Source organism: Streptacidiphilus jeojiense (genome assembly GCF_000719095.1).
Lineage (GTDB): Bacteria > Actinomycetota > Actinomycetes > Streptomycetales > Streptomycetaceae > Streptacidiphilus > Streptacidiphilus jeojiensis.
On the sequence record NZ_JOEH01000009.1, the window covers coordinates 269006 to 293277 of the forward strand.

Annotated in this window: 21 protein-coding genes, 1 tRNA gene and 3 pseudogenes; 12 read left to right on the forward strand and 13 right to left on the reverse strand. The window is 71.3% G+C overall.

Features of this window, described 5'->3' with window-relative positions:
* Nucleotides 1-245: 245 nt before the first annotated feature.
* The 4 genes from IF29_RS43500 to IF29_RS43505 all read right to left on the reverse strand — a co-directional run bounded on the left by IF29_RS43500 (nt 246) and on the right by IF29_RS43505 (nt 5170).
* A complete protein-coding gene (locus tag IF29_RS43500; protein WP_157623726.1) occupies nt 246-611 on the reverse strand; it encodes a hypothetical protein in 366 nt (121 codons plus the stop codon).
* A 446-nt stretch (nt 612-1057) separates the two neighbouring features.
* Nucleotides 1058-2824, reverse strand: coding sequence for a relaxase/mobilization nuclease domain-containing protein (locus IF29_RS0113705; protein ID WP_030253849.1), 1767 nt, complete (start codon nt 2822-2824; stop codon nt 1058-1060).
* Complete coding sequence (gene mobC / locus IF29_RS46855) at nt 2814-3332, reverse strand: plasmid mobilization relaxosome protein MobC (RefSeq protein ID WP_198037444.1); 519 nt, start codon at nt 3330-3332, stop codon at nt 2814-2816. Before mobC ends, IF29_RS0113705 begins: the two co-directional genes overlap by 11 nt.
* An 863-nt stretch (nt 3333-4195) precedes the next feature.
* Nucleotides 4196-5170 carry a hypothetical protein gene (locus IF29_RS43505; RefSeq protein ID WP_051725277.1) on the reverse strand — a complete coding sequence of 325 codons (975 nt, stop codon included), beginning with the start codon at nt 5168-5170 and terminating at the stop codon, nt 4196-4198.
* 458 nt (nt 5171-5628) lie between these two features.
* On the opposite strand from IF29_RS43505, the gene IF29_RS43510 reads away from it, so the two are divergent.
* From IF29_RS43510 to IF29_RS48970, 3 genes and pseudogenes are all read left to right on the forward strand, one after another.
* Complete coding sequence (locus IF29_RS43510; protein ID WP_051725278.1) at nt 5629-6354, forward strand: helix-turn-helix domain-containing protein; 726 nt, start codon at nt 5629-5631, stop codon at nt 6352-6354.
* A gap of 37 nt (nt 6355-6391) precedes the next feature.
* The gene (locus IF29_RS44855; protein ID WP_084714129.1) at nt 6392-6661 is read left to right on the forward strand and encodes a hypothetical protein; all 270 of its coding nucleotides are present in this window, start codon (nt 6392-6394) and stop codon (nt 6659-6661) included.
* 877 nt (nt 6662-7538) lie between these two features.
* Nucleotides 7539-8660, forward strand: a pseudogene (locus tag IF29_RS48970) (LacI family DNA-binding transcriptional regulator); the annotation flags it as partial.
* Nucleotides 8661-8918: 258 nt separating this feature from the next.
* On the opposite strand, the gene IF29_RS0113745 reads toward IF29_RS48970, so the two are convergent.
* The 3 genes from IF29_RS0113745 to IF29_RS0113755 all read right to left on the reverse strand — a co-directional run bounded on the left by IF29_RS0113745 (nt 8919) and on the right by IF29_RS0113755 (nt 10456).
* Nucleotides 8919-8992: transfer RNA gene (locus IF29_RS0113745), tRNA-Pro, on the reverse strand.
* A 77-nt stretch (nt 8993-9069) separates the two neighbouring features.
* Nucleotides 9070-9990 (reverse strand): zinc-binding dehydrogenase, encoded by a 921-nt coding sequence (locus IF29_RS0113750; protein WP_030253862.1) that lies wholly within the window; start codon nt 9988-9990, stop codon nt 9070-9072.
* A gap of 52 nt (nt 9991-10042) precedes the next feature.
* A complete protein-coding gene (locus IF29_RS0113755) occupies nt 10043-10456 on the reverse strand; it encodes a nuclear transport factor 2 family protein (protein WP_030253864.1) in 414 nt (137 codons plus the stop codon).
* 129 nt (nt 10457-10585) lie between these two features.
* Here IF29_RS0113755 and IF29_RS0113760 point away from each other — a divergent pair, with 129 nt between their 5' ends.
* A complete protein-coding gene (locus IF29_RS0113760) occupies nt 10586-11503 on the forward strand; it encodes a LysR family transcriptional regulator (protein WP_030253866.1) in 918 nt (305 codons plus the stop codon).
* Nucleotides 11504-11617: 114 nt separating this feature from the next.
* Here the strand turns inward: IF29_RS0113760 and IF29_RS0113765 are convergent, their stop codons facing one another.
* Nucleotides 11618-12565 (reverse strand): metallophosphoesterase, encoded by a 948-nt coding sequence (locus IF29_RS0113765; RefSeq protein WP_030253867.1) that lies wholly within the window; start codon nt 12563-12565, stop codon nt 11618-11620.
* A gap of 163 nt (nt 12566-12728) precedes the next feature.
* On the opposite strand from IF29_RS0113765, the gene IF29_RS0113770 reads away from it, so the two are divergent.
* Entirely contained in the window at nt 12729-13196 is a 468-nt protein-coding gene (locus tag IF29_RS0113770) for a GatB/YqeY domain-containing protein (protein ID WP_030253869.1), read from the forward strand.
* 146 nt (nt 13197-13342) lie between these two features.
* On the opposite strand, the gene IF29_RS0113775 is transcribed toward IF29_RS0113770, so the two are convergent.
* On the reverse strand, nt 13343-15367 hold the full coding sequence (locus IF29_RS0113775) for a transglycosylase domain-containing protein (protein WP_157623728.1): 2025 nt from the start codon (nt 15365-15367) through the stop codon (nt 13343-13345).
* A 379-nt stretch (nt 15368-15746) separates the two neighbouring features.
* On the opposite strand from IF29_RS0113775, the gene IF29_RS0113780 reads away from it, so the two are divergent.
* On the forward strand, nt 15747-16064 hold the full coding sequence (locus IF29_RS0113780; RefSeq protein WP_037595132.1) for a WhiB family transcriptional regulator: 318 nt from the start codon (nt 15747-15749) through the stop codon (nt 16062-16064).
* A 180-nt stretch (nt 16065-16244) separates the two neighbouring features.
* On the opposite strand, the gene bagB is transcribed toward IF29_RS0113780, so the two are convergent.
* Entirely contained in the window at nt 16245-17504 is a 1260-nt protein-coding gene (gene bagB, locus IF29_RS0113785; protein ID WP_037595134.1) for an ATPase BagB, read from the reverse strand.
* Nucleotides 17501-18577, reverse strand: coding sequence for an ATPase BagA (gene bagA, locus IF29_RS0113790; protein WP_030253876.1), 1077 nt, complete (start codon nt 18575-18577; stop codon nt 17501-17503). Before bagA ends, bagB begins: the two co-directional genes overlap by 4 nt.
* A gap of 211 nt (nt 18578-18788) precedes the next feature.
* Between bagA and IF29_RS45980 the strand changes: the two genes are divergently transcribed.
* The 5 genes and pseudogenes from IF29_RS45980 to IF29_RS48980 form a co-directional block, all read left to right on the forward strand.
* Nucleotides 18789-18953 (forward strand): Sp36 family protein, encoded by a 165-nt coding sequence (locus IF29_RS45980; protein WP_157623729.1) that lies wholly within the window; start codon nt 18789-18791, stop codon nt 18951-18953.
* Nucleotides 18953-19420, forward strand: coding sequence for a RidA family protein (locus IF29_RS0113800; protein WP_030253878.1), 468 nt, complete (start codon nt 18953-18955; stop codon nt 19418-19420). The genes IF29_RS45980 and IF29_RS0113800 overlap by 1 nt, the downstream gene beginning before the upstream one ends.
* An 84-nt stretch (nt 19421-19504) precedes the next feature.
* The gene (locus IF29_RS0113805; RefSeq protein ID WP_030253880.1) at nt 19505-20368 is read left to right on the forward strand and encodes an NUDIX hydrolase; all 864 of its coding nucleotides are present in this window, start codon (nt 19505-19507) and stop codon (nt 20366-20368) included.
* Between the two features lie 74 nt (nt 20369-20442).
* Nucleotides 20443-20910: pseudogene (locus tag IF29_RS48975) on the forward strand (MBL fold metallo-hydrolase); the annotation flags it as partial.
* Between the two features lie 147 nt (nt 20911-21057).
* A pseudogene (locus IF29_RS48980) lies at nt 21058-21153 on the forward strand (MBL fold metallo-hydrolase); the annotation flags it as partial.
* Nucleotides 21154-21284: 131 nt separating this feature from the next.
* On the opposite strand, the gene IF29_RS0113815 reads toward IF29_RS48980, so the two are convergent.
* On the reverse strand, nt 21285-21959 hold the full coding sequence (locus IF29_RS0113815) for a Crp/Fnr family transcriptional regulator (protein ID WP_030253884.1): 675 nt from the start codon (nt 21957-21959) through the stop codon (nt 21285-21287).
* 188 nt (nt 21960-22147) lie between these two features.
* Complete coding sequence (locus IF29_RS0113820) at nt 22148-23311, reverse strand: glycoside hydrolase family 26 protein (RefSeq protein WP_063757491.1); 1164 nt, start codon at nt 23309-23311, stop codon at nt 22148-22150.
* On the opposite strand from IF29_RS0113820, the gene IF29_RS45985 reads away from it, so the two are divergent.
* Complete coding sequence (locus IF29_RS45985) at nt 23262-24179, forward strand: hypothetical protein (protein WP_063757492.1); 918 nt, start codon at nt 23262-23264, stop codon at nt 24177-24179. The two genes, IF29_RS0113820 and IF29_RS45985, sit on opposite strands and share 50 nt — an antisense overlap.
* Nucleotides 24180-24272: the final 93 nt, after the last annotated feature.

The following is a 24272-nucleotide window of genomic DNA, read 5'->3' on the forward strand; positions in this document are numbered from 1 at the left end:
TGTTCACCCGACTGCGGGAGCAGGGTGGATGCCCCCCGCAGCCAGCACCAGGTACGCCCCGCCGGGGAGATCCACTGGCCTACCCCCGACTGTTGCATCCGACGCAACATCGTTGCATCGGTTACGCGGCGCAGGTCAACGGTTTCAGCCGGAGCATGAGTTGGAGGCCCAAACCCCGGCTGAGCTGCCCGTCAGCCGCCTGATCGTCGCATGTCGAATTGTTGCTGCAGATGCAATTCGACCCGTTAGTCCAGGTAGGTTCCCGCGAAGGTGCCGTCGAAGCCGAGCCCGGCGACAACCTCAGGGAAGCTGTCCCAGACGCGGATCACTTCGCCGAAGAGGTCGTTGAAGGCGTCCAAGTCGAGGTCGGGTTCGAGCCATTCATGGGTGCAGCGGCACCGGATGTAGACCTTGCTGAGGACCTCGACGATGAGCCAGTCGCGGGTGGCGTCGCAGTAGGCGCAGGTGATCAGGAAGCCGCGGGGGCGCAGTTCGCCGCCGTGGGGGATGGTGCGGGCGAGCACCTGGCCGGGCAGCAGCGGGGGCAGTTCGATCGGGTAGTCGGGGATGTGCGGGGTGGGCTGGTCGTCGGCCTGGTGCGGGTCGGTCACATGGTCCTCCTGCTGGGGCGGGTGCTGGAGCAGCGACACAAGGACCCTGGGTGCCGAAAAGTTCCCCAATTGCGAAGACGACATCGAAACGACACCGGTGGCCCGACTCCTGCCGAGAGCAACGCCGGCGGTGCGTGCTGTTCGGGGCCTCGGGCAGCACGAGACCGTCGTCCGTCGTAGCTCCGGGACTTGATGCCGCTCCGCAGCCTGGTCCGTTTGCCGGTTCGACCGATGGACTGCCGTTCAGTCTCTGATTCCTGCGGCGATTAGAAACTGAACGTCGCTCATGATCAGGGACTGAACGGCTGGTCGGCTCAGCAGCCTGCCTCCTGCACCGCTTCGGGTGGGTGCGGGGGCGATCAGTTTCTGATTCCTGCGTCGATCAGAAGCTGATCGTGCAGGGAATCAGAAACTGATCGTGGTTGGGGTGTCCGGCTGATGTTGTGTCAGCGACGCTTTGTGGATGCTTGCTGGTCGGCTGGTGTGCTTCGCGTTGGTGTGCTTCCGGTGGCGTCTGCGGAGCCTGTGGCTGGGGTTGTGTGGCGGTGGGGTCGTGCGGTGGCGGCCCGGACTCGTGCGGCTCGGTGTTCGGTGGCGTGGTGGTGGATGCGCCAGTTGAGGACTTCGGCGGGGTGGTCGGCGGTGTCGAGTTCGCGCAGTTGGGCGGCTGTCGCCAGGGTGCGGCGGGGATTGTGGCCGGCGCTTTCGGCTTTGGCGAGGGTGGTGGCCAGGGCGGGCCAGACGGGGTCGGCGAGGATGCGGTCGGCATGCTCGGGGACGGCGGCGCGCAGGTCGGCGACCAGGCGCGTGGTGGCCTGTGGGCTGGGAGTGCGGGCGGCGAGGTCGGCCAGGACGGGCCTGGCGCTGCGCTGGTAGGCGGCCTGGAGGTGGGCCAGGGCTCGGCGGGCTGCCGCCGTTTGCTGCTGGTGGTCGCGGGCCTGGTGCCAGCGGGCCAGGGCGATCAGGACGAACACGGCGGTGCACAGCAGCGAGGCGGCCGCCTCGCCGTCCTGGTTTGGGGCCCGGATGTGGAGCAGTTCCTTGGCGGCGGTGCGCACCGCGGTGGCGCTCGCGTGTTGGGCGCGGATGGCGGAGCGGTTGGCGCGGTTGAACGCGGCTGCCGCTGACCGCAGTTCGGCCCGCAGGTGGTCGGGTGCGGTGGCGGCAGCGTTGTGGAGGAGTTCGCTGAACGCGGCGGCCTGGGCCTGGACGACGACGTCCTGCTCGGTGCCAGTGCCAGTGCCGTCGGCGGGTTCCTGATCGAGGAGGTCGGTATGGAGGTCGCGCAGGGCGGTGTCGGCGCGGTGCCAGGGGCTGGGGCCGGTGGTGCGGGCGGTGGGCTGGTCGGCGAGGTCGTGGGCGGCCAGGCGCTCGCGCAGGCGGTTGAGGGACAGGTCGGGGGCCAGGGCGGAGCCGCTGAAGTAGACGGGCTGGTCCTGGCCGTTGGTGTCCTGGGGCGCGGCGAGGCTGTAGCCGGTGACCTCGCCGCTCTGCGGCCCGAGCCGGTACTTGACCTTGATGCCGAGGGCGCCCAGGGTGGAGAAGTAGTCGGCTTCGTCGCGGGCGGCTGCGGCTGCGGCGTACGCCTGCTCGCGCAGCCACTTGCGCGCCGTCTCGGTCTTGCCTGCTCGTTGCGTTTTGGCCTGTTCGGCGCTGGTGGGCGTGGGGGCGGCGGTGAAGTCGCCGGATTTGAGGCGGCGCAGGCCGAGTTCCTTCTCGATCCTGCGGCATTCGGCCTGGGCGCGTTGGCCGTCGCGGTTGGTGCGCGGGCGGCGGCCGTCCTCGCGCACGCTGGTGGCCATGATGTGGATGTGGTCCTCGGCGTGCCGTACCGCGATCCACCGGCAGCCGGCGTCGTCGCCGTCGGGGGCGATGCCGGTGGCGTGCACGATGCGCCGTGCGACTTGGGCCCATTCCTCGTCGGTCAGGTACCGGTCGCCCGGTGCGGTGCGCACCGGGCAGTGCCACACGTGCTGGGGCACCTTGGTGCCGGTGCGCTGCTCGCGTACGCGTACGGGCTGGTCGAGGTAGTGGGCGAGTTCCGAGAGGAGTTGGTGGTGCTGGTCGATGGGTGCGCGGCCGGGGTCGGGCAGGCCGGGGGTGGCGAAGGCGCCGACGATGTGGGGGTCGGTGTGCTCGTCGCGCCTCCCTGGGCCGAACAAATAGGAGAGGAGGCCGCGGGTGCGGTCGCCGGTGGAGACGTCAGGCACCATGGCGGCACCCCGCCACCACGTGTTCCAGGGCGAGGTGCCCGGCGCGGGCCAGGGCACTGACCTCGTCCAGGACCTCCTCGGCTCGGTCGGGCAGGACGCCCATGTTCACGGCGCGGGTGAGCTGGTTGAGGTTCACTCCCACCCGGTGCAGTTCACGCAGCAGCTTCCCGAACAGCACGGCCAGGTCCTGGAGCGCCCGGGGTGAGGGCAGCGCCGGGACACCGTCGGGGCGCTGGTCGCTGAGGTAGGCGTGGGCGAACGTCAGGGCGGCGTCCATGAGGTAGGCCGAGCGGGAGCGCTTGGCCGCTTTGGCGGCGAGGTCGATGAACGCCTTCTCGGCCGGTTCGGCGGAGGCGGTCAGCTGGATGTCGCGCCGGGTACCGCTGCGCGGCCGGTAGAGGATCTCGCTCAACGGCCGTCGGCTGGTGACGAGCCGGTCGGTGGTGATGGGCAGTACGGGGGTGTCGAGGGCGGCGATGCCGTGCTGCACGAACTCGTCGTCGGTCACGGTCGGCGCGAAACGCACAGGGTGTTCAGTGGGCTGATCCCGCCCTGGGAGGAAGCCGCGCTCGGCCTCCCCTCCCCCGACCGTGCCCCGCTGGGCCCGGCCGGACCCCGCCCCCGCCGGGGCGGGGTCAAGCGCAATCCCCGCATCGCCCCCGGCGATGTGGAGATTGCTCCAGCTTGCTCCGCCTGTCGCGCACGAGCCATCAGCATCACTGCTGACCAGCTTAGTTGCCTCGGATGCGATGGCGGACGGGCGGTGTTCGGGTCGGTCATTCATGGGCGGCTCCAGGGTTCGGTGTACAGGCGGCTGGTGCGTGCGGACGCGGCACCCGGTCCACGGTGGGGTGTCCGGGCCACCGCGAGGCGGATGGACTGGGCAGGCCAGCGGGTCGCACGGGTGGGGCGGAGGTGGTCCGGAAGTCATTCCGGACCACGACGCCGCGGACCTGGTCCCGGACCACGACGCCGCGGACCTGGTCCCGGACCACGACGCCGCGGACCTGGTCCCGGACCACGACCGACGCCGCGGACCTGGTCCCGGACCAGCTGACCGGACTGGGACCAGCTGCACGGACCGGACCGGGATCATGACCGGGGACGGGGACGGGGACGGGGACGGGGACGGGGACGGGGACGGGGACGGGGACGGGGACGGGACCAACTGCGCGGACCAGATCAGGACGCTCTCCGGCCCGGGACCAGGACCGGCCGTGGGGACCGGACCAAAAGCGGGGACCAGGACCGCGATCGGGACCAAGACCGCGGACGGACCAGGATCGGGGACAGGACTGGCCATGGGGATCAGACCACCAAGCCGTGGAACGGGCGCGGCGGGGAGGATCGCACTGGACCAGTACTGGTAGGTCAGGTTCCGCTGAGGGCGGGTTGGCGGCTGGCGGGTCGCATGGCGGCGCGGACCAGGGCGGCTCCGCGCCGGGAGGCGGCTGCGCCCGTGCCGACGGCGACCCTGTGTGGGCCGAGCCCGGCGCAGGTGCGGCAGTTGCCCGCCTGTCGTACCGGGTCGCCGCAGGTCGGGCACTCCTTCAGCGGGGTGCTGGCAGGTCCGGACGCGGTCACCTGGGCTGGTGCGGGTGGCAGCTTGCGCTCCAGGCGGTCGCGCAGCAGCGCGCTCGCGCTGTGGACCCGGTCCGGCAGCCCGCTCAGCAGCGCGTCGCGCAGGTCGCGCTCGCTGCACCCGCGCTCCAGCCACGGCAGTACCTGGGGTGCCAAGGCCACGGCCTCGAGGATGCCGAGCCGCAGGCGCGGCTCGGCGCCCAGCGCACGCAGCAGCGTCTGCGCCGCCCGCCTAACAGGGCCCTCTGCGGCGGGGGCTGCCGCATCAGATTCCTGGGGTGTGGTGGTGGGATCGGCGGCTTCCCGCCCGCCCTCCCCGTCGGCCCGTTGGCGGCGTTCGGGGAGGGAGGGTTCTTTCTCCAGGTCCTTTACGGGGTTGGAGCCAGCAGGATCGACAGCCGCGCTACCGGACTCCGGACCGACGGCACCCGGAGCGGTGCTCTCCCCGGCCCGTCCCCCCGGCGGCTGGCCGGTCTGCGGGGTGTCGTAGACGTGGGACTCGTTGTGGAAGGTCCCGTCGGCGCGGCGGACCCGCACCACCCGGTAGTACCCGGCCCCGGCCAGCTCCCGGAGCGCCTTGTAGACCGCAGTACGGCCCTGCGGGCTGGAGTCGGCCATCTGCCGGCCGTCCTCGCGCCAGCCGTCCGGGCGCGAGAGGAGGTCTGCGAGCAGGCCGCGGGCGGTGTAGGACAGCCTGCGGTCCTGCAGCAGGGCGTTGGGCAGGACGATGAACGCGCGCGTGTGCGCGCTACGATGGATCAGCATGGGGAGTTGAGTGCTCCTGGTGCCGGACCCCGGAGCGTTCGAGCGCTGCCGGGGTCGCCTATTCAGTTCGTGGACCACGGAACGTACCACGAACAAGCGGCGCAACTCCGGTACGCCCCAGAGACCCTGATCACACATCAGGTTGACTCCCCAGCTCCGTGATCCCCAGCACCCGGAGCAGGTCTTCGGTGATCACGCGGTAGCACTTCCCCAAGCGCAGCACCCGGCACGGGTAGGCATCGCGGCCTGCCAGGCCGGACCCCTTGCTCCGGCCCTGGCTGATCGCCCGCTTCGCCATCTCCAGGCCCACGGAGACGGGTAGAGCGAGCAGTTCGGACCGAGCCAGGCAGGCGCGCAGGGCGGGCTGTATCCAAGGATTCCTCCAGACAGGCTGAACACTCGGGAACACGTGGGACTCCCGACCTGTTCACAAGCCTGGCAGCAGATACTGTGTCGCTATGACACAGCGCTCTCCGGATACTGGAGGAGACGGCCAACGGGACGACGAGGAGTGGGAGGACGAGGAATGGGAGGGGGTCACTGACGAGAGCGAGGACGAAGCCTTTGACGAGCACGCCGCACTGTTCGGAGACAAATGGGGGGAGGAATGGTCCAAGGCCGTGGTCGCCACGGTGGCGGCCGAGGTCTGCCGCCGGCGCACCGAACTGGGCCTGAGCCAGCACGAACTCGCCGCGCGGTGCGGTGACGTCGGTTATCCCGTCCCCCGAAACGTGCTCGCCAACCTGGAGAGCGGCAGGCGCCATTCCCTGCAGATCGTTGAGCTCCTCGTCCTGGCGAAGGCACTGGACTGCGTCCCGGTGGCCCTGCTCTTCCCCGTCGGCCGCCGGGAAACCGTCCACCCGCTGCCGGGCGGACCCCGGCCCGCGCTCACCGCTGCGAACTGGTTCTCCGGACTGGGCCGCGGCGAGGAGGACAACTGGCTCTTCATCTACCGCGATCACGCCAAGCAGCAACGGGCTCTGGCGGAAATCGACTACGACCTCCCAGAACTCCAAGCATCGCTGCGGAACTGCGTCCACTTCAGCGAGCGCAGGAAGCTCCAGGACAACATTGCCCGGCTCCAGAAGCGCCGGGACAAGATCACTGCCCTCCTTGCCTCCGACAGGGCGGAACTGCAGGCCGAGGGCCTACTGCCACTGGACCCGGACGTCTACGACACCTGATCCGCCCGCACCGACCACCAAGACAAGAGGAGACTGCATGAAGGGTTCCACCTACCGCCGCTGCTACTGCCGCGACATCCGCGCCGGCAACCCGTTCGGCAAAGCCTGCCTGAAGCCGGCCAGCCGCAAGCACGGCTCCCACTCCATACGCGAGGAGCTGCCCAACCGCCCCGGCCGCAGCCCAGGCGGCCATCGCTGCACGTCATCGATCGCCAGCGACCACTCCCGGCGATCATCGGAAGCGGCAGAGCCTCACCCGGACGTCCACCCGGGCCCGGACAACCGGTCTTCCGCCAGAGCCTTCTGACGGCTCGATCCCTCCCTCCCGCGTGCTCTGCCGTCCACCCGTCGGAGAGAGTTCCACCAACTCGCCATGCCGTCCGCATGGTTCGAGATCATCGGCGCGTCGCGCGATGCTCACCTTCCGCATCTGCCGTCACCTCCTGCCCGGTGATGTGACGCGCCACCACCCACGAGACCAGCCGCCGCAGCCGACTCGGCTCGGCGCGCTGGAGCTAAGGACGCACACCCTTTGCCCCCTACCGCAGCTGGGCGCGACCCCGGCGCCCCGGCCAGCCCTCCCGGACTGCCTGTCCTCTACTGCTCCGCCCAGGTCGCCGCCATCCTCGGCTGCTCGGAGTGGTGGGTCAAAGAGCAGGCCAGGAGGCGACGAGTCCCCTTCACCCGCCTCGGAGGCAGCTACCGCTTCACCGCCGAACACGTGGCGGAGATCATCCGCATCTTCGAAGAGCGGCCGACTCCCGATACGACGTCTGACCTCCTTCCCTCCGCCAGGGCCGCCCCGCGCAGGTCGCCGACGGTCGTAGTGGAGGGCCGCCTCAAGGCCCGGCCTCCGAGCCGGGCACGCTCCAAGAAGTCCCCGACCCCCAAGGCCGCCGAGAGCGGCGACAGCGCAGAAGGAGTAGTAAGAGTTGGGATACGGCGAGAAGCGCGGCGACTACTGGCGCGCTCGATACAAGATCGCTCCCGGGAAGTACGGCACCCTCGCGGACGAGAACGGCGACACCGTGCGCTTCCGTACCAAGCGCGCTGCCGAGCAGGCCGCTGAAGAGGAGGAAGCCAAGGTCCGCGGCGGCCGGTGGCACGACCCGTCCGGCGGCCAGATCACCTTCGGCGAGTACGCCAGCCGCTGGTACGCCGGCCAGGACCTGGCCGCCTCGACCATGCAGAACTACCGCCGCCACATAGAGGAGCACCTGCTCCCGCAGTTCAACGACGCTGAGGTCGGCGCGATCACCAAGCTCGACGTTGACGCCTGGGTGAAGCTGGAGCGCGAGCGCGGCTATGCGCCGTCCAGCATCAAGACCTGGCGCAGCACCCTGCACCTGATCCTCGGCGACGCGGTCGAGGAGGGGCTGCGCGAGGTCAACCCGGCCGCCAAGCGCCGAGGCCGGGGCAAGAGGGCTGGCCGCTCGCGCAACCGCGGGCCGGAGAAGGTGATCACCGACGCGCTCGGCATCCTGTTGATCGGCGAACGGGCCGCTCTGCTGTCCGGGCGCGACGACGAGTTCGTGGCCTGCGTCGCCAAGGGCTACACCGGCATGCGCTGGGGCGAAGTCGTCGGCCTGGAGACGCAGTTCATACGGTCCGCCGCTGTCCGCGTGGAGTGGCAGCTCTACGAACTGGACACCGGTGAGCTGCACCGCTGCCCGCCCAAGGACGACTCCTACCGCACCATCGACACCCCGGAGTGGCTCTCCGTGCTCCTGGCCCGCCATGTCTCCCGCAAGAAGGCCGAGCCCTGCTCCTGCCACGGCCTGACCTACGCCTTCAGCGGCCACGGCACCGCCAACGGGGCACTGCGCCGACCCGGCGCGAAGCTCGCCGATGTGGCCCGTCGCGCGGGGGTCTCCACCGGCACCGTCTCCAACGTGCTCAACCGCCCGGACACCGTGCCGGAGGCGACCCGCCTCAAGGTCGAGGCGGCCGTCGCCGAGCTCGGGTACGTCCGCAACGGCGCGATCGGGAAGGAAGCGGACCACTGGCGGCGGAGCGGCTTCGGCTCCTGGCTGTTCCACCCCGCCACCACCGGCCTCTACCCGAGGCGCGCCCCCTACGACGCGCACCCGGTGCCGCTGCTCGCCGAGCCGTGGCCGGGCCTGCCGGCGCGCGGTCGGGGAGCGTCCCAGCGGGCCGAGGCGTGCTGGGTGCCGATAGCTCCGGGGCTCACGCCGCACGGGCTGCGGCACACCCACAAGTCGATCATGGAGGAGATGGGCACCCCGCCGAAGCTCATGGACGAGCGCCTCGGCCACGAGGACGGCTCGGTCCAGTCGCGGTACTCCCACGTCACCCCGGCGATGCGGCGCCGGCTGATGGAGGCCCTCACCGAGCAGTGGGAGGAAGCCCTCGCGCTCCGGCGGAAGATGGCCCCGGGCTCCCCGGTCGCAGCCCTGGACGAGCTGCTGAAACCGCCTCAGAAACCGGACCCCGGGAGAGCGATTCCAAGATCTTCTCCCAATTTTCTCCCAAGGCCCCCGAAGAAACGGATCAGGGCCGGTCTCCCCCAAGGGAAAACCGGCCCTGACCTGCTGTTTCACCAGTCGGGGTGGCGGGATTTGAACCCACGGCCTCTTCGTCCCGAACGAAGCGCGCTACCAAGCTGCGCCACACCCCGGTGCAACGAGGATTACTCTAGCGGACCCGGGGCGTGGGACGAAATCGCGTTTCTTCGGGGGGCGGCGACCGTGCAGGTCAGGAGGTGACCAGGACGGCGTTGCCGCGGATGTTGCGGGTGCGGAGGGCGGTGATGGCCGGGGCGGTGTGGGACCAGTCCTGGCGGAGGCCGATCTCGGGGTGGAGCCGGCCGGTGGCGACGAGGCGGACCAGGACGGCCAGGTCGTCGGCGTAGCTGCGGTCGCTGCGGGTGTAGTCGAAGTGGCGGATGGAGCCGCCGACCGCGGTCTTGAAGAAGTCGAAGAAGTTGAGGGTGACCGGGGTGCGGCTGGCCTGGCCGAACCAGACCAGCAGGCCCTCGGGGGCGAGCCGGGCCAGGCCGGCCGGGAGCGAGGTGCCGCCGACGGACTCCAGCACGATGTCGAAGGGGCCGGTCGCCTTCTCCACGTCCGTGACGACCTCGGTCGCGCCGAGCTCCAGCAGGCGGACGCCGCGCTCCTGGCTCGCGCTGACCGCGGTGATCTGCGCGCCGCTGCCGGAGGCGAGCTCGGTGAGGTAGTGGCCGACGCCGCCGCTCGCGCCGGTGAGCAGTACCCGCCGGCCGGCGACCGGGCCGGCCGCGCGCAGCAGGCGCAGCGCGGTCAGCCCGGCCAGCGGCAGTGCGGCCGCGGTGGTGCTGTCCACCCGGTCCGGGAGGGCGGCCAGGCTGTGGACGGGTACGGCGACCCGCTCGGCCCAGCCGGCGGCGGCGGGGTGGCCCACCACCCTGGACCCTTCAGCCGGTCCGCTGCCGTCGGCGGCGGCGCGGACCACCCTCCCGGCGATGTCCTTGCCGGGACGCCAGCCGTGCCGCGGGTGCTCCAGCAGGAAGGTCTCGCCGCGGTTGACCGAGTACGCCTCGACGGCGACCACGGCCTCGTCCGCACGCGGTTCGGGCTCCGGGACCTCGCCGAATTCCACGGCGTTGGAAATGTCCCCGGTGGGAATCACGGCCTTCATGGTGTTGTATCCCCCTCTCTGTTCCGGTGCGATGTGTTGTTGCGATGTCTTGTCAGGCGGCGAAAAGGACGCGGCGGGCGTGGTCGGTGTCGAAGTACTCGCGGACCGCGGCGATGAGTCCGTCCCGCACGATGAAGAAGCCGGCGCACTGCTGGTGGTAGTGGCCGCCGTCGCGGGCGGTGGCGTCGGAGGTCCACTCGACCACCACGGTGTCGCCGACGGCGACCAGGTTGGTGGTGTTCAGGGCGACGGTGGTGGCGTCGAGGCGTCCGAAGGCGAGTCCGAGGAAGTCCTCGAAGATCCCCTTGCGACCGTGCCAGGTCCCCGACATCGGCAGGTCGCCGCCGAGCGTCCAGGTGGCGTCCTCGGCGAACATCGCCTTCGCGTCGTCGATCCGCCCGGAGCTCAGCGCCTCGATATAGGCCTCGACGACGTTCCGGCTGATTTCGGTGGTGTTCGTGTTCATTTCCACTCCTTCGCAATTCCTTCTCGCTGCTGTTGACTCGAATCTACTGAGCGGCTCCCGGGGTAGGGAAAGACTTGTTTTCCATCGGTCCATGCCGACACGGCATGACCGCACGCCTAGGATGGGTGCATGTCCGAACTGCGTCGCTTGCGTTACTTCCTCGCTGTCGCGGAGGAGCGGAACTTCACCCGCGCCGCCGAGCGACTGCATATCGCCCAGCCGGCACTGAGTCGTCAAGTACGGGAATTGGAGCGGGAGTTGGGTGTGGAACTGCTCAGCAGAACCACGCACAAGGTGGAGCCGACCGAGGCCGGTCTGATGCTGCTGGAGCGCGGTCCCGCGCTGCTGGACGCCGCCGACAGCCTGTGGCGCGGGGTCCGCGGCTTCGCGGACGGCAGCCTGGGCAGCATCAGCCTGGGCTACGGCATGAGCGCCGGGTACGAGACCGCGCCGCAGCTGCTGCTCGCGATGAGCGAGGAGGCGCCGGGCATCGAGGTGTCGGCCCGGGTGATGTCCTTCGCCGACATCGTGGCCGGAGTCGCGGCCGGCACCCTGGACGTCGGCCTGGTGCGTTGCGCGCCGCCGCAGCAGGAGCTGGTGCTGACCCTGCTGCGGCTGGAGCGGCAGGGGCTGATCGTCAGCCGGGACCACCCGCTGGCCCAGGGCGGGGCTGCGGGCGGCGTGGACCCGGCCGAGCTGGACGGCGTCAAGTTGCTGCTGCACGCCAGGGACCACAATCCGGGCCACTACGACCAGATCATGGACATCTGCGCCAAGGCCGGGGCCAAGCCCGAGGTGCTGGTGCGCGGGCTGGACTTCGACGCCTCCTACACCCCGGTCGCCTCCGGCGCCGCGGTCACCATCGTGGGCGAGACCGGGCGGGTGGGGCTGCCGGCCGGGCTGCTGTGGCTGCCGCTGGTCCCCGCGACGACGGTGGAGGTCCACCTGATCACCCGGGGACCGAACCGCTCGCCCGCGATCGAGCGGCTGCTGAAGGTGGCCGCGGACACCGCCCGCCAGCAGGGGTGGCTGCAGCCGCCGGTCTAGCCGGCCACGGCGGCCGCGCTACCCGGCGGCGGCGCTCGCGACAGCTGCGACGGCCGCGGCCCACGGCCCCGCGGCAGGCGGGCCCGCGGGCCGAGGACTCAGCGGTCCGACGGCTCAGGCGGCGGGGCCGGCCGTCAGGGTCAGCAGGGTGGCCTCGGGCGGGCAGGCGAAGCGCACCGGGGTGTAGCGGTTGGTGCCGCAGCCCGCCGACACGTGCAGATAGGACTCGTGGCCCCCCGCGGAGTGCCGGGACAGGCCCTTGACCCGTCCCCGGTCCAGGTCGCAGTTGGTGACCAGGGCGCCGTAGAAGGGCACGCACAGCTGCCCGCCGTGGGTGTGCCCGGCCAGGACCAGCGGATAGCCGTCGGCGGTGAAGGCGTCCAGGGCGCGCAGGTACGGGGCGTGCACGAGGCCGATGGAGAGGTCGGCGTCGGCGTCTGGACCGCCGGCGACCCGGGCGTAGCGGTCCCGGCGGATGTGCGGGTCGTCCAGGCCGGTGAACTCCAGGTCCAGCCCCTCGATCTTGAGCCGGCCGCGGGTGTTGGTCAGGTTCAGCCAGCCGGCCCGGTCGAAGCCGTCCCGCAGGTCCTCCCACGGGTTGTGGACCGCGCCGACGATGCCGCGGCGGGGGGTGCCGTCCGCCCCGTTCATGCCGTGGTCGCCGCTCAGCATCGCGCCCAGATAGCGGGTCGGGCTCTTCGGGACCGGCCCGTAGTAGTCGTTGGAGCCGAAGACGTATACGCCCGGGAAGTCCATCAGCGGGCCGAGGGCGTCCAGGGTCTGCGGGATCGCCTCCGGGTCGGAGAGGTTGTCGCCGGTGTTCACCACCAGGTCCGGTTTGAGCGAGGCCAGCTCACGCAGCCAGCGCTGCTTCTTGCCCTGCCCGTTGACCATGTGGATGTCCGACAGCTGCAGCACGCGTAGCGGCGGCGCTCCGGCCGGCAGCACGGGTACGGTCACCCGGCGCAGCCGGAACGAGCGCACTTCGTAACCGGCGGCGTAGGCCACGCAGGCCGCGCCGGTGGCGGCGATTCCCAGGGGTACGGCGTAGAGCGGTCGCATCCGTCCATGGTCGCAGAGTGCGTCCGTACGGCGAGCACCGGTGTGGCGCGGCGGGGGTCGGCGGCGGGGGTCGGCGACACGGCGCGTCGGCCGGGTCGGCGGCTCGGGGCGGCGGTGTTAATTGGCAGCGCGTCGCCTTGTCGGGGATGCGAGACTTGCGTACATGACCACGACGCTCAAGAAGCAGCTGCAGGAGGACCTCACGGCCTCGATCCGGGCCAGGGACGAGCTGCGCTCCGGCACGATCCGGCTCACCCTGTCCGCCATCACCACCGAGGAGGTGGCCGGGAAGGTGGCGCGCGAGCTCTCCGACGAGGAGGTGCTCAAGGTGATCACCCGTGAGGCGAAGAAGCGCCGTGAGGCGGCCGAGGCCTTCGAGGCCGGCGGACGTCCGGAGTCGGCGGCGCGCGAGCGGGCCGAGGGTGAGCTGCTGGCCGCGTACCTGCCCAAGCAGCTGACGGACGATGAGCTGGACGAGATCGTCGCCACCGCCGTCGCCGAGGCCAGGGCCGCGGGCGCCGAGGGGCCCCGTGCGATGGGTGCGGTGATGAAGCTGGTGAACCCGAAGGTGGCCGGGCTGGCCGAGGGCGGCCGGGTGGCCGCGGCGGTGCGGCAGGCCCTGGCGGGCTGAGGCGGCGCGCCGAGCGCCGGCGGCACGGCACGACTGCAGAGCCGCCGGAGCGCAGACCGCCGGCACAGTATGACGACGCGCTGAGGGGCGCCCGGGAGTTGACCGGGCGCCCCTCAGCGTTGCTGCGCGGGCCTGTGGGCGGAGCCTCAGCGGCCGGTTACTCCGGTGCCCCCGGTGAGCCCGCCGATCAGGTTCGTGCCGGTGGTGCCCGTGGTCCCGGTGGTGCCGGCGGTCGTGGTTCCGGTGGTTCCCGCCGTGGTCCCGGTGGTGGTGCCCGCGGTGGTCCCGCCGGTCTTGTTCTTGTTCTTGTCCTTGGCCTGCTGGGCCTTGGTCTTGACCGGCGCAGGGAGGCTGACGGTGTGGAAGTACCTGAACCCGACGCCGCGCAGCGCGTCGTCCATGGCGTCGTGCCATATCGGACCGGCGATCGTGCTGCCGAAGACCTCATCCTTGCCGTAGGAGGTGCCGCCGATGGTCTGGCCGTCGTAGAGCGGGGTGAGCTTGGCGCCGGTGTCGCTGACGACGGTGGCGCCGGAGAGCTGGGGGGTGAAGCCGACGAACCAGACCTGAAGGTGCTCATTGGTGGTGCCGGTCTTGCCCGCGCTGGGGCGGCCGTCGGTGAAGCCGTCGGCCGCGCCGGTGCCGTCCTCGACCACGCCCTTGAGCATGGTGGTGATGGCGTCGGCGACGACGTTGCAGAGGCCGGCGTCCTTCTCCAGCGGCACGAAGTAGGTGTTCACCGACTTGGCCATCGCCGTGGGCATGTTGAACGGGCCGACCAGGGTGGTGGAGTCGTTCATGTCCGGCGGGTTGGTCACCTCGCGCAGGTGGTTGCCCTTGCAGTCGGTCATCGCCGGGTACGGCTCGGTGAACGGGGCGTCGTAGGTCTGGTCCATGCCGATGCCGTTCTCCAGCGCGGCGGCCGCGGTGATCGGCTTGACGGTCGACCCGGTCGGGAAGCCCCCGCCGCCGCCCATGGTGCGGTCCACGTTGTAGTTCAGCGTGGTGACGCCGGCGCTGGACCCGTTGCCGTACGGGCGGCTCTGCCCCATGCCCATGATCTTGCCGGTGCCCGGCTGGATGATGGTCATCGCCGTGGCGGCCTTCTCGTCGGCGTGGACGTGCGAGGTGACCGACTTCTGCAGGGCCGTCTGCACCTTGGGGTCGATCGTGGTGTGGATGTCCAGCCCGCCGCGGTCCCACAGCGCCTGCCGGGCCTGCGCCGTCTGACCGAAGACCGGGTTGCTCAGGAAGATGTGCTCGACGTAGTCGCAGAAGAACTGCTCGCCGTTCCTGGCGGTGATGCAGCCCTCCTTGGGACGGCTCACCTTCAGCCCCAGCGGCTTGGCCTTGTAGACCGCGGCCTGGGCCGCGGTGATGGAGCCGTACTTCGCCATCGCGTCCAGCACCTCGTTGCGGCGCGTGGTGGCCGCGGGGGCGTAGAGCAGCGGGTCGTAGTTGCTGGGCGACTGCACCATGCCGGCCAGCATGGCGGCCTGGGGGACGGTCAGCTGGCTGGCGTGGACGCTGAAGTAGCGCTCGGAGGCGGCCTCGATGCCGTAGGCCTGCTCGCCCCAGAAGGTGATGTTGAGGTAGTCGGTGAGGATCTGGTCCTTGGTGAGCGTCTCCTCCAGCTTGATGGCGACCTTCAGCTCGGAGATCTTGCGCCCGATGGTCTGCGCCTGGGCCTCGCGGACCTTGGTCGGGTCGTTGCCGGCCAGCTCCACGTTCATGTTCTTCACCAGCTGCTGGGTCAGCGTGGACCCGCCCTGGGAGGCGCCGGAGGAGGCGTTCTTGGTCAGCGCGCGCAGGGTGCCCTGGAGGTCGATCGCACCGTGCTGGTAGTAGCGGTTGTCCTCGATGTCGACCAGCGCCTGCCGCATCACCGGGGCGATCTTGCTGATCGGCACCACGGTGCGGTCGCGGGCGTAGACCTTGGCGATCACTCCGCCGTTGGCGTCGTAGATGGTCGACGCCTGCGACAGGGTCGGTGCGGTGAACTCCGCCGGGATCTCGTTGAAGGAGGTCGTCGCCGACTTCGCGCCGAACCCGAGGGCGCCCACGGCGGGCAGGGCCAGTCCGGCGACCAGCGTTCCGGCCAGCACACTCGCGCCGACCAGGTTCAGACCGAGACCCACCTTGTACAACGGAGATCGAGAGCGCTTCGCCATGGGCAGCACCTTACGACGCGTTAGCCGGACAGGCGGGCATCTGTTCGCCTACTCTTGTCACAAGCTTGCGACAAGTTCCCGAGCGCTCACTCACTTCACTCTTGTGGGTGATGAGATCTGTCCGGATCGCGGTCATATGCCAGGAACTGAGCCAGGAAGGGCAGTGTCGTCCAGGTCCCCGAAGCCTGTACGGCCCTCCAACCTGCACTCACTCCAGTGGGTGATCTATTCCGCACGCATAGTCCGAACGGGCCATACAGGATTGGGCCCCAAGGGGCTGTTGCAACCTGCTCTTCTTCCGTAACGTCCTCAACTGGCAACAGCGAATATGCCGTTGCCGCCGTGGGGGAGCCTCGATTCGGGAGAGGACGGCACCAGCATGGGCTGGGTTGACGACTGGAGTGCGCAGGCAGCCTGCCGCACCAGTGATCCGGACGAACTGTTCGTTCAGGGGGCGGCACAGAACCGCGCCAAGGCGGTGTGCACCGGTTGCCCGGTCCGCACCGAGTGCCTGGCGGATGCCCTCGACAATCGCGTCGAGTTCGGCGTGTGGGGGGGAATGACGGAGCGCGAGCGCAGGGCTCTGCTGCGCCGCAGACCAACGGTGATCTCCTGGCGAAGGTTGCTGGAGACGGCTCGTACCGAGTACGAGCAGACCTTCTCCATCGGAGATCCGGACTACGCCGAAGCAGGCTGAGCCGGGCTCTGCCGCCGCGGCGGTCCGAGCACGCGCAGTCCCGCACGGCTACTCCACGCCCCGTGTCCGGCCGCAACGGGCCGGGCCACGGGCGGCGGAGTCGTGCCGTCACGTTCGGAACCGGACCTGGTCGAACCCGGAGCTGGTTCGGACCCTGGCCGGCCACCGCCGGGCCGAGGGTCAGCCCGCTGCCAGGCGCTCGCCGATCTCCCGCAGGCCCTCCAGGTCGTGCACGTCACCGGCCAGGGCGGGCACCTCGACCAGCGGCACGTCCGGGTAGATCGAGACGAAGCGGTCCCGCATCCGGCGCTCGTGCGTGATGGTCCTGACCCGGTCCGCGTGCAGTCTGAGCAGCCCGGCGGCCAGCACCTCCGACTCCTGCGCGAAGGCACTCCCCCCTGCCTCGCCACCGTCGGAGGAGTCGGTGTCCGCGTCCCCCTCCAGGGTCTCCGCGGCCGCCAGCGCCCGCTCCGCAGTGAGCTGGGGTGCGCCGGTCCGGTGCACCCGGTTCAGCACCAGCCCGGCCAGCGGCATCCGGTCCGTCTCCAGCCGGTCCACGAAGTACGCCGCCTCGCGCAGCGCGTCCCGCTCGGGGGCGGCCACCACCAGGAAGGCCGTGCCCGGCGCCTGGAGCAGTTGGTAGGTACGGTCGGCACGCTCGCGGAAGCCGCCGAACATCGAGTCCATCGCGGCGACGAAGGTCGACACGTCCTGCAGCACATTGGCGCCGAGGATCTTGCCGAGCACGCCGGTGAACATGGTCATCCCGACGTTGAGGAACTTCATCGCGCTGCGGCCGCCGACCTTCGCCGGCGCCATCAGCACCCGGATCAGCTTGCCGTCCAGGAAGGAGCCGAGCCGGTTGGGCGCGTCCAGGAAGTCCAGCGCCGAGCGGCTCGGCGGGGTGTCCACGACGATCAGGTCCCAGCTGCCGGTGGCCTGGAGCTGGCCCAGCTTCTCCATCGCCATGTACTCCTGGGTGCCGGCGAAGCCGGAGGAGAGCGACTGGTAGAAGGGGTTCTCCATGATCTGCCGGGCCCGCTCGGGGTCGGCGTGGGCGAGCACGACCTCGTCGAAGGTCCGCTTCATGTCCAGCATCATGGCCTGCAACTCGCCCGGTCCGGCGACGTCCTTGACGACCCGTGGGGTGTTGTCCAGCTCGGTCAGCCCCATCGACTGGGCCAGTCTGCGGGCCGGGTCGATCGTCAGCACCACGACCTTGCGGCCGCGCTCGGCGGCGCGCAGCCCCAGCGCGGCGGCGGTCGTGGTCTTGCCCACGCCGCCCGAGCCGCAGCAGACCACGATCGCCGTCGCGGGGTCGTCGATCAGCGCGTCCACGTCCAGCGCCATGCCCGCCAGCGGGTCAGCGCTCTGCTGCCGCCCAGCGGTCTGCTTTCCGGTCGCTGCCGTCGGTGCCGTCGGTGTCGTCGCTGCCGTCATGCCGCCCCCTCCTCCTTCAACGCTGCTGCCAACCGGTAGAGCCCGCCGAGGTCCACCCCGCCGCTCAGCAGCGGGAGTTCGTAGGTGGGCAGTTTCAGCGCCTGGACATCGGCGCGCTGCTCGCGCTCCAGCAGCACCCGGGCCGCGTGCTCGCGGCCCTGCGCCAGCAGCGGCTCCACCAGCTTCTTCGTCGCGGCGGGGACGGTCTTCCTGGCCCCGCCGCCGGGACGGGCGCCGACCCCTGCGTCGGCAAGAGCCATCCCCAGCTCCTCGCGATGGTCCCCGTCGGCAGCGAGTATCGCGGCCTCGTCCAGCATCGGGGGGCGCACCATGTTGACGAACACCCCGCCGACCGGCAGCCCGGCCGCGCGCAGTTCCGCGACGCCGTCCACGGTCTCCTGGACCGGCATCTCCTCCAGCAGCGTCACCAGGTGGACGGCGGTCTCCGGGGAGCGGATCACCCGCATCACCGCCTGCGACTGGGTGAAGATCGGCCCGAACCTGGCCAGCCCGGCGACCTCGGTGTTGATGTTCAGGAAGCGGCTGACCCGCCCGGTCGGCGGCGCGTCCATCACCACCGCGTCGTAGTGCCGTTTCCCGTCCGGGCCCTTGCGGCGGACCGCCTCGCAGGCCTTGCCGGTGAGCAGGACGTCACGCAGCCCGGGCGCGATGGTGGTGGCGAAGTCGATGAAGCCGACCTTGCGCAGGGCCTTCCCGGCCCGGCCGAGCTTGTAGAACATCTCCAGGTACTCCAGCAGGGCCTGTTCGATGTCGATGGCCAGCGCGAAGACCTCGCCCTCGCGCCCGCCTTCACGTCCGCCCTTCGCCGAGCCTGTGCGGGCCCCGCTCCGTCCCAGGGCTCCGGGGCCGACGCTCGCGACCCGGCGTTCCTCGTAGGGGAGCGCGGAGATGCCGAACAGTTCGGCGATGCCCTGCCGCTCCTCGACCTCGATCAGCAGGGTGCGCTTGCCGTCGGCGGCCAGGGCCATGGCCAGTGCGGCGGCGACGGTGGTCTTGCCCGTTCCGCCCTTACCGCTGACGACATGCAGCCGTACCCCTTCCCAGTCCGGCATGTGCGTCTCCGTCCGCTGGCTGTTCTTGGGCAATCGGTTCATGGGCAATCGGTGGCTGTTCGGTGGCCGTCGTGCTGTGCGTCTTCTGGCGAGCGTAACCAGGAGCCGTCCCGGCCGTCGGGAGACGCCTTGCCACGGTGAGACGTTTGCACCTCTTTGTGTCGCAGATCACAGGGACATCGCAGGGGCGGCGACCGGTTAGAGTCCCCTCATGACCAAGTGGGAATACGTGACCGTGCCGCTGCTGGTGCATGCGACGAAGCAGATTCTGGACACCTGGGGCGAGGACGGCTACGAGCTCGTCCAGGTCGTGCCCGGGCCCAACCCCGAGCAGCTCGTCGCCTACCTCAAGCGAGAGAAGCAGGGGAAGTCCTGATGGCCGGAAAGGTCGAGGCCAAGCTCGCCGAGCTCGGGCTGGAGCTGCCGCAGGTGGTGCCGCCGCTGGCCGCGTACGTCCCCGCCGTGCGGGCGGGGGAGTTCGTCTTCACCTCGGGGCAGCTGCCCATGGTGGAAGGCAAGCTCGCGTTGACCGGGAAGGTCGGCGCCGAGGTCACCGCGGAGGAGGCCAAGGCACAGGCCCGGATCTGCGCGCTGAACGCGCTGGCCGCGGTGAAGTCCGTGGTCGGCGATCTGGACCGGATCGAGCAGGTCGTCAAGGTGGTCGGCTTCGTCGCCTCGGCGACGGACTTCACCGGGCAGCCGGGCGTCGTCAACGGGGCGAGCGAGCTGCTCGGCGAGGTGCTGGGCGCCGCGGGCGTGCACGCGCGGTCCGCGGTGGGGGTGGCGGTCCTGCCCCTGGACGCGCCCGTCGAGGTGGAGATTCAGGTTCGGGTTTCGGAGTAGGGCGCCACGTTGGTGGTGGGTTGCTGTTGCGCAGTTCCCCGCGCCCCTATGGGGGCGCGGGCAGCGGCCCCGTACGATCCGCCCATGAGTGCTGAGCTGCCTTCGGGCTGGGCCGAGCGGATTGCCGCGTTGGGACGTGGGGAGCTGGAGCCGGTGCCGCCCAGGCCCGCGGCGACGGTGGTGCTGCTGCGCGACGGCGCCTCCGGCGCGGAGGGGTACCTGCTCCGGCGTCGGACGTCGATGGCCTTCGCGGGCGGGATGTACGCGTTCCCCGGCGGGGGCGTCGACCTGCATGACGGTGCGTCGGACCTCGGCTGGGCCGGGCCGACCGCCGAGGAGTGGGGCGCGCGGCTGGGCTGCGCGCCGCAGACCGCGCGTGCCATCGTCTGCGCCGCGGTACGGGAGACCTTCGAGGAGTCCGGGGTGCTGCTGGCCGGCGCGGACTCCACGTCGGTGGTCGCCGACGTCAGCGGCGACCGGTGGCGCGAGGACCGGGCGGCGCTGGAGGCGCACCGGCTGACCTTCGCCGAGTTCCTGACCCGCCGGCGGCTGGTGCTGCGCAGCGACCTGCTGGGCGCCTGGGCCCGCTGGGTGACCCCGGAGTTCGAGGAGCGCCGCTACGACACCTGGTTCTTCGTCGCCGCGGTGCCCGAGGGGCAGCGGACCGCGGAGGTGCCGGGGGAGGCCGACCGGGTGGAGTGGCTGGCCCCGGGCGAGGCGGTGCGCCGGGTGGAGAGCGGCGCCTACCGGATGCTGCCGCCCACCGTCACCACGCTGCGCGAGCTGTCCCCGTACGCCGATGCCGGCGCCGCGCTGGCGGCCGCGGGCCGGCGACGGGTCGAGGCGGTGATGGCCGAGGCGGCGTTGCGGGAGGACGGCGGGGTGACGTTGCGCTGGCCCGGGTACCCGGAGCTGACCGTGCACGCGGGGACGGGGGCCGGGAAGTGAGCGAGATCGCGGGCGGCATCGCAGGTCAGGCCACCGAGCGGGCGTACTGCGTGCTGGCCCCAAACGCCTCGCCGATGACCCTGGACGGCACCAACACCTGGATCCTCGCCGAGCCCGGCTCCGAGCTGGCCGTCGTGGTCGACCCCGGGCCGCTGGACGAGGGCCATCTGCGGGCCGTCCTGGACCGCGTCGAGCAGAGCGGTCGCCGGGTGGCGGCCACCCTGCTCACCCACGGCCATCCGGACCACGCCGAGGGCGCCGCCCGCTTCGCCGAGCTGACCGGCAGCGGGGTACGGGCCCTCGACCCGGCGCTGCGGCTCGGCGACGAGGGGCTGCGGGACGGCGAGGTGCTGGAGGTCGGCGGCCTGGAGCTGCGGATCGTGGGCACGCCGGGCCACACCTCGGACTCGCTGTGCTTCCAGCTCCCGGCGGACCGGGCGGTGCTGACCGGCGACACCGTCCTGGGCCGCGGGACGACGGTGGTGGCCCACCCGGACGGGCGCCTCGGCGACTACCTGGACTCGCTGCGGCGGCTGCGCACCCTCGCGGCCGAGCACGGGGTGGCCACGGTGCTGCCCGGACACGGTCCGGTGCTGGCCGACGCGCTGGGGACGGTGGAGTACTACCTGGCCCACCGGGCGGCACGGCTGGCCCAGGTGGAGACCGCGGTCGAGGCCGGCCTGCGGACCCCGGCGGAGGTCGTCGCCCGGGTGTACGCGGACGTGGACCGTGCGCTGTGGCCGGCGGCGGAGTGGTCGGTCCGGGCACAGCTGGAGTACCTCAGGGAGCACGGGCTGATCTGACCCGGAGCGACGGCCTGGTCCGACAGTACGAGGAACTACTCGAACAGGTGAAGGGGTGCGGCCGAGTGGCCGCACCCCTTCTGCGTTCCTGGCGTCGTCAGCTGTTCCCGGCGTCAGCGCGAGCGCCGGGCCAGCCGCTCCACGTCCAGCAGGATCACCGCGCGGGCCTCCAGCCGCAGCCAGCCGCGACCGGCGAAGTCGGCGAGGGCCTTGTTGACGGTCTCCCGGGAGGCGCCGACGAGCTGCGCCAGCTCCTCCTGGGTCAGGTCGTGGACCACGTGGATGCCCTCGTCGGACTGGACGCCGAAGCGGCGCGACAGGTCCAGCAGCGCCTTGGCGACACGCCCGGGGACGTCCGAGAAGACCAGGTCCGACATGACGTCGTTGGTGCGCCGCAGGCGGCGGGCGATGGCCCGGAGCAGCGAGATGGCGACCTCGGGACGGGTCGTCAGCCAGGGCTGCAGGTCACCGTGGCCCAGGCCCAGCAGCTTGACCTCGGTCAACGCGGAGGCCGTGGCCGTACGCGGTCCGGGGTCGAACAGCGACAGCTCGCCGATCATCTCGCTGGGGCCGACCACGGCCAGCATGTTCTCGCGCCCGTCCGCCGAGGTGCGGTGCAGCTTCACCTTGCCCTCGACGATGACGTACAGCCGGTCGCCCGGGTCGCCCTCGTGGAACAGGGATTCGCCGCGCGCGAGCGTGGTCTCCGTCATGGAGGCGCGCAGCTCGGCAGCCTGCTCGTCGTCCAGAGCAGTGAAGAGCGGGGCGCGCCGCAGAACGTCGTCCACTCGGTCCTCCTTGTCGGCCGTGCAGGCTTGAGGTGCGATCCCCATCATGCCCGACCGGGAAACAGTGCGATCAATCACAACAAGTGTGGCGTATGGATACCGGCGATTTGCACGGGGGTGCTCGTCGGAGTGCCCTTCAGCCATGATCGGGCATGGTGGCTCGATGTCGCCGGACTTTGCCCGGACTCCTAGAGACGGTCGTGGACGGGACGGAAGCGCGCGGGGGTGGCCGGGGCGGGGGTCGGCGTCGCCGGGGCGGCCGGCGCGGCCGGGGTGGGGGTTGTGACGGGTGCGGGGGCGGTGCTCGGGCTCTCCGGCAGGGGTACCGGGTGAGCGGGAGGTGACGGGAAGGGGCGCGGAGAGGGTGTCGGGGACGGGCTCGCAGTGGGGGACGGGCTCGGGGACGGGCTGGGGGCAGCCGAAGGACTGGGACTGGGACTGGGGCTGGGGCTGGGGCTCGGCGAAGGGCTCGGGCTGGGACTGGGGCTGGGGCTGGCTACTGCCGAGAGGAAATCGCGGTAGGCCTCGCTCGACCCGGGATTGGCGTCGCACTCCCAGACGCCGTGCGGGCAGTAGTCCGTGACCGTCTGGTAGAGCGTGTCGTGGGTGGCCATCCAGGCCAGCATCTGCCGCACGTAGTCGGGGTCGTCGCCGTAGTGGTAGAGGCCCCACTCGGGGTACGAGACCGGCTTGTGGTGGGCGGCGGCGAAGGTCACCTGCTGCTGGAGTCCGTACGGCTCGGTCACGAAGTCCTGGAAGGTGCTCCCCGGCTCCATGTCGTAGCTGTCCATCCCGATCACGTCGGTGACGTCGTCGCCGGGGTAGCACTCGGTCCAGGGGTTGTCGTCGGGTCCGCGGGTCGGGTCGAAGTCGAAACGGAACCTCTGGCCGGGGATGCTGCGCATGGTGGTGACGATGCGGCGCCAGTAGGTCCGCCAGTCGGCCGGGTCCGGATGGCAGCGGCTGCTGTACGTGGTGCCGTTCATCTCCCAGCCGAGGGTGATGACGGTGTCGGGGACGCCCAGCGCGACCAGGCGCCGGGCCAGCTCCAGGAAGTGGCCGTCGAAGGCCCCCGCCGCGCCCTGGGCGAGCAGGTAGCGCACGCTGTCGTCGTCGAGGTCGCCCTCGTTGGCCTGCTGCATCGGGACGCCGAGGATCAGCATCCGGTCGGGCGCGGCGGTCCGCCAGGCCGCCCAGGGGGCCAGCAGGGTGACGCTGCCCTCGATGTCCTCCCAGTGGTTGCCGGGGAGATAGGTGTGGCCGACCTGGATCTCGGCGTGGTTCAGCCAGCTGGAGAACTCGTTGATCCGGTCGTTCGACTGGTCCGAACCGAGGAACGCCCCGAACGGCACGGGGTGCGAGGGCAGCACGATCGGCTCCGGCGCAGCGGGGACGCTCGGCGAGGGCGAGGGCGAGGGCGAGGGCGAGGGCGAGGGCGAGGGCGACGGGGACGGGGACGGGGACGGGGACGGGGACGGCGATGGGGAGGCCGATGGCGACGGTACGGCGGATCCGGAGGCTGACACGGAGGCGGCCGGTGACGGCGCCGGTGAGGGGCTGGCAGTGGGCACGGCCGGAAGGCTCGGTGTCGGGATCGGGCCAGGGCTGGGCGCAGCGCTGGGCACCCCGCTCGCGCTGGGCACCGGACCGACGCTGGAACCCACGCTCGGCGCGGGCCCCGGCACACTCGGCCCAGGTCCCGGGCTGGGCACCACACTGGGGGCCGCCGCACCGCTGGGACTCACCCCCGCGACAGGCACCGTGCCGCCCTGGCCCGAGCCCGCGCTGGGACTCGCACCGGCAGCCGTCGCACTCGGTACCGCCCCAGCGGACGGACCGGCGCCGGCGCTCGAACTCGCACTGATCCCGGCGCTAGCCCCCGCGCTAGCCCCCGCTCCCGCCCCCGCGCTGGCGCTCACTGCAGAGCTCGCCCCCGCGCTCGTACTGCCCCCCGCGCTCGCGCTCACTCCTGCGCTCGGGCTCCCCCCGGCCCCCGCGCTGCTCCCAGCGCTCGCGCTCACGCCGACCCCCGGGCCGGCTGAGGCCCCCGCGGTTGGTGCCTCCCCGGCTGTGACCGCGTCGCCGTGCGACGACCGCCAGGCGGCCGCCTCCCGCAGGTCCGGGGCGTGGATCAGCAGCGCGATCACTGGCAGGGCTACCGTCAGCATCGCGATCGCGAGACAGGCGATAGGTGCCAGACGGCGCTGCGACATGGAATAGAGCCTAAGTTATGACGATTTGTCAGTAATCGCGGCGCGCCGGAGCCCTGACGATCACTCTGCTCCGAAAGTGTGGCTTTCCGGCTCCCGTCGT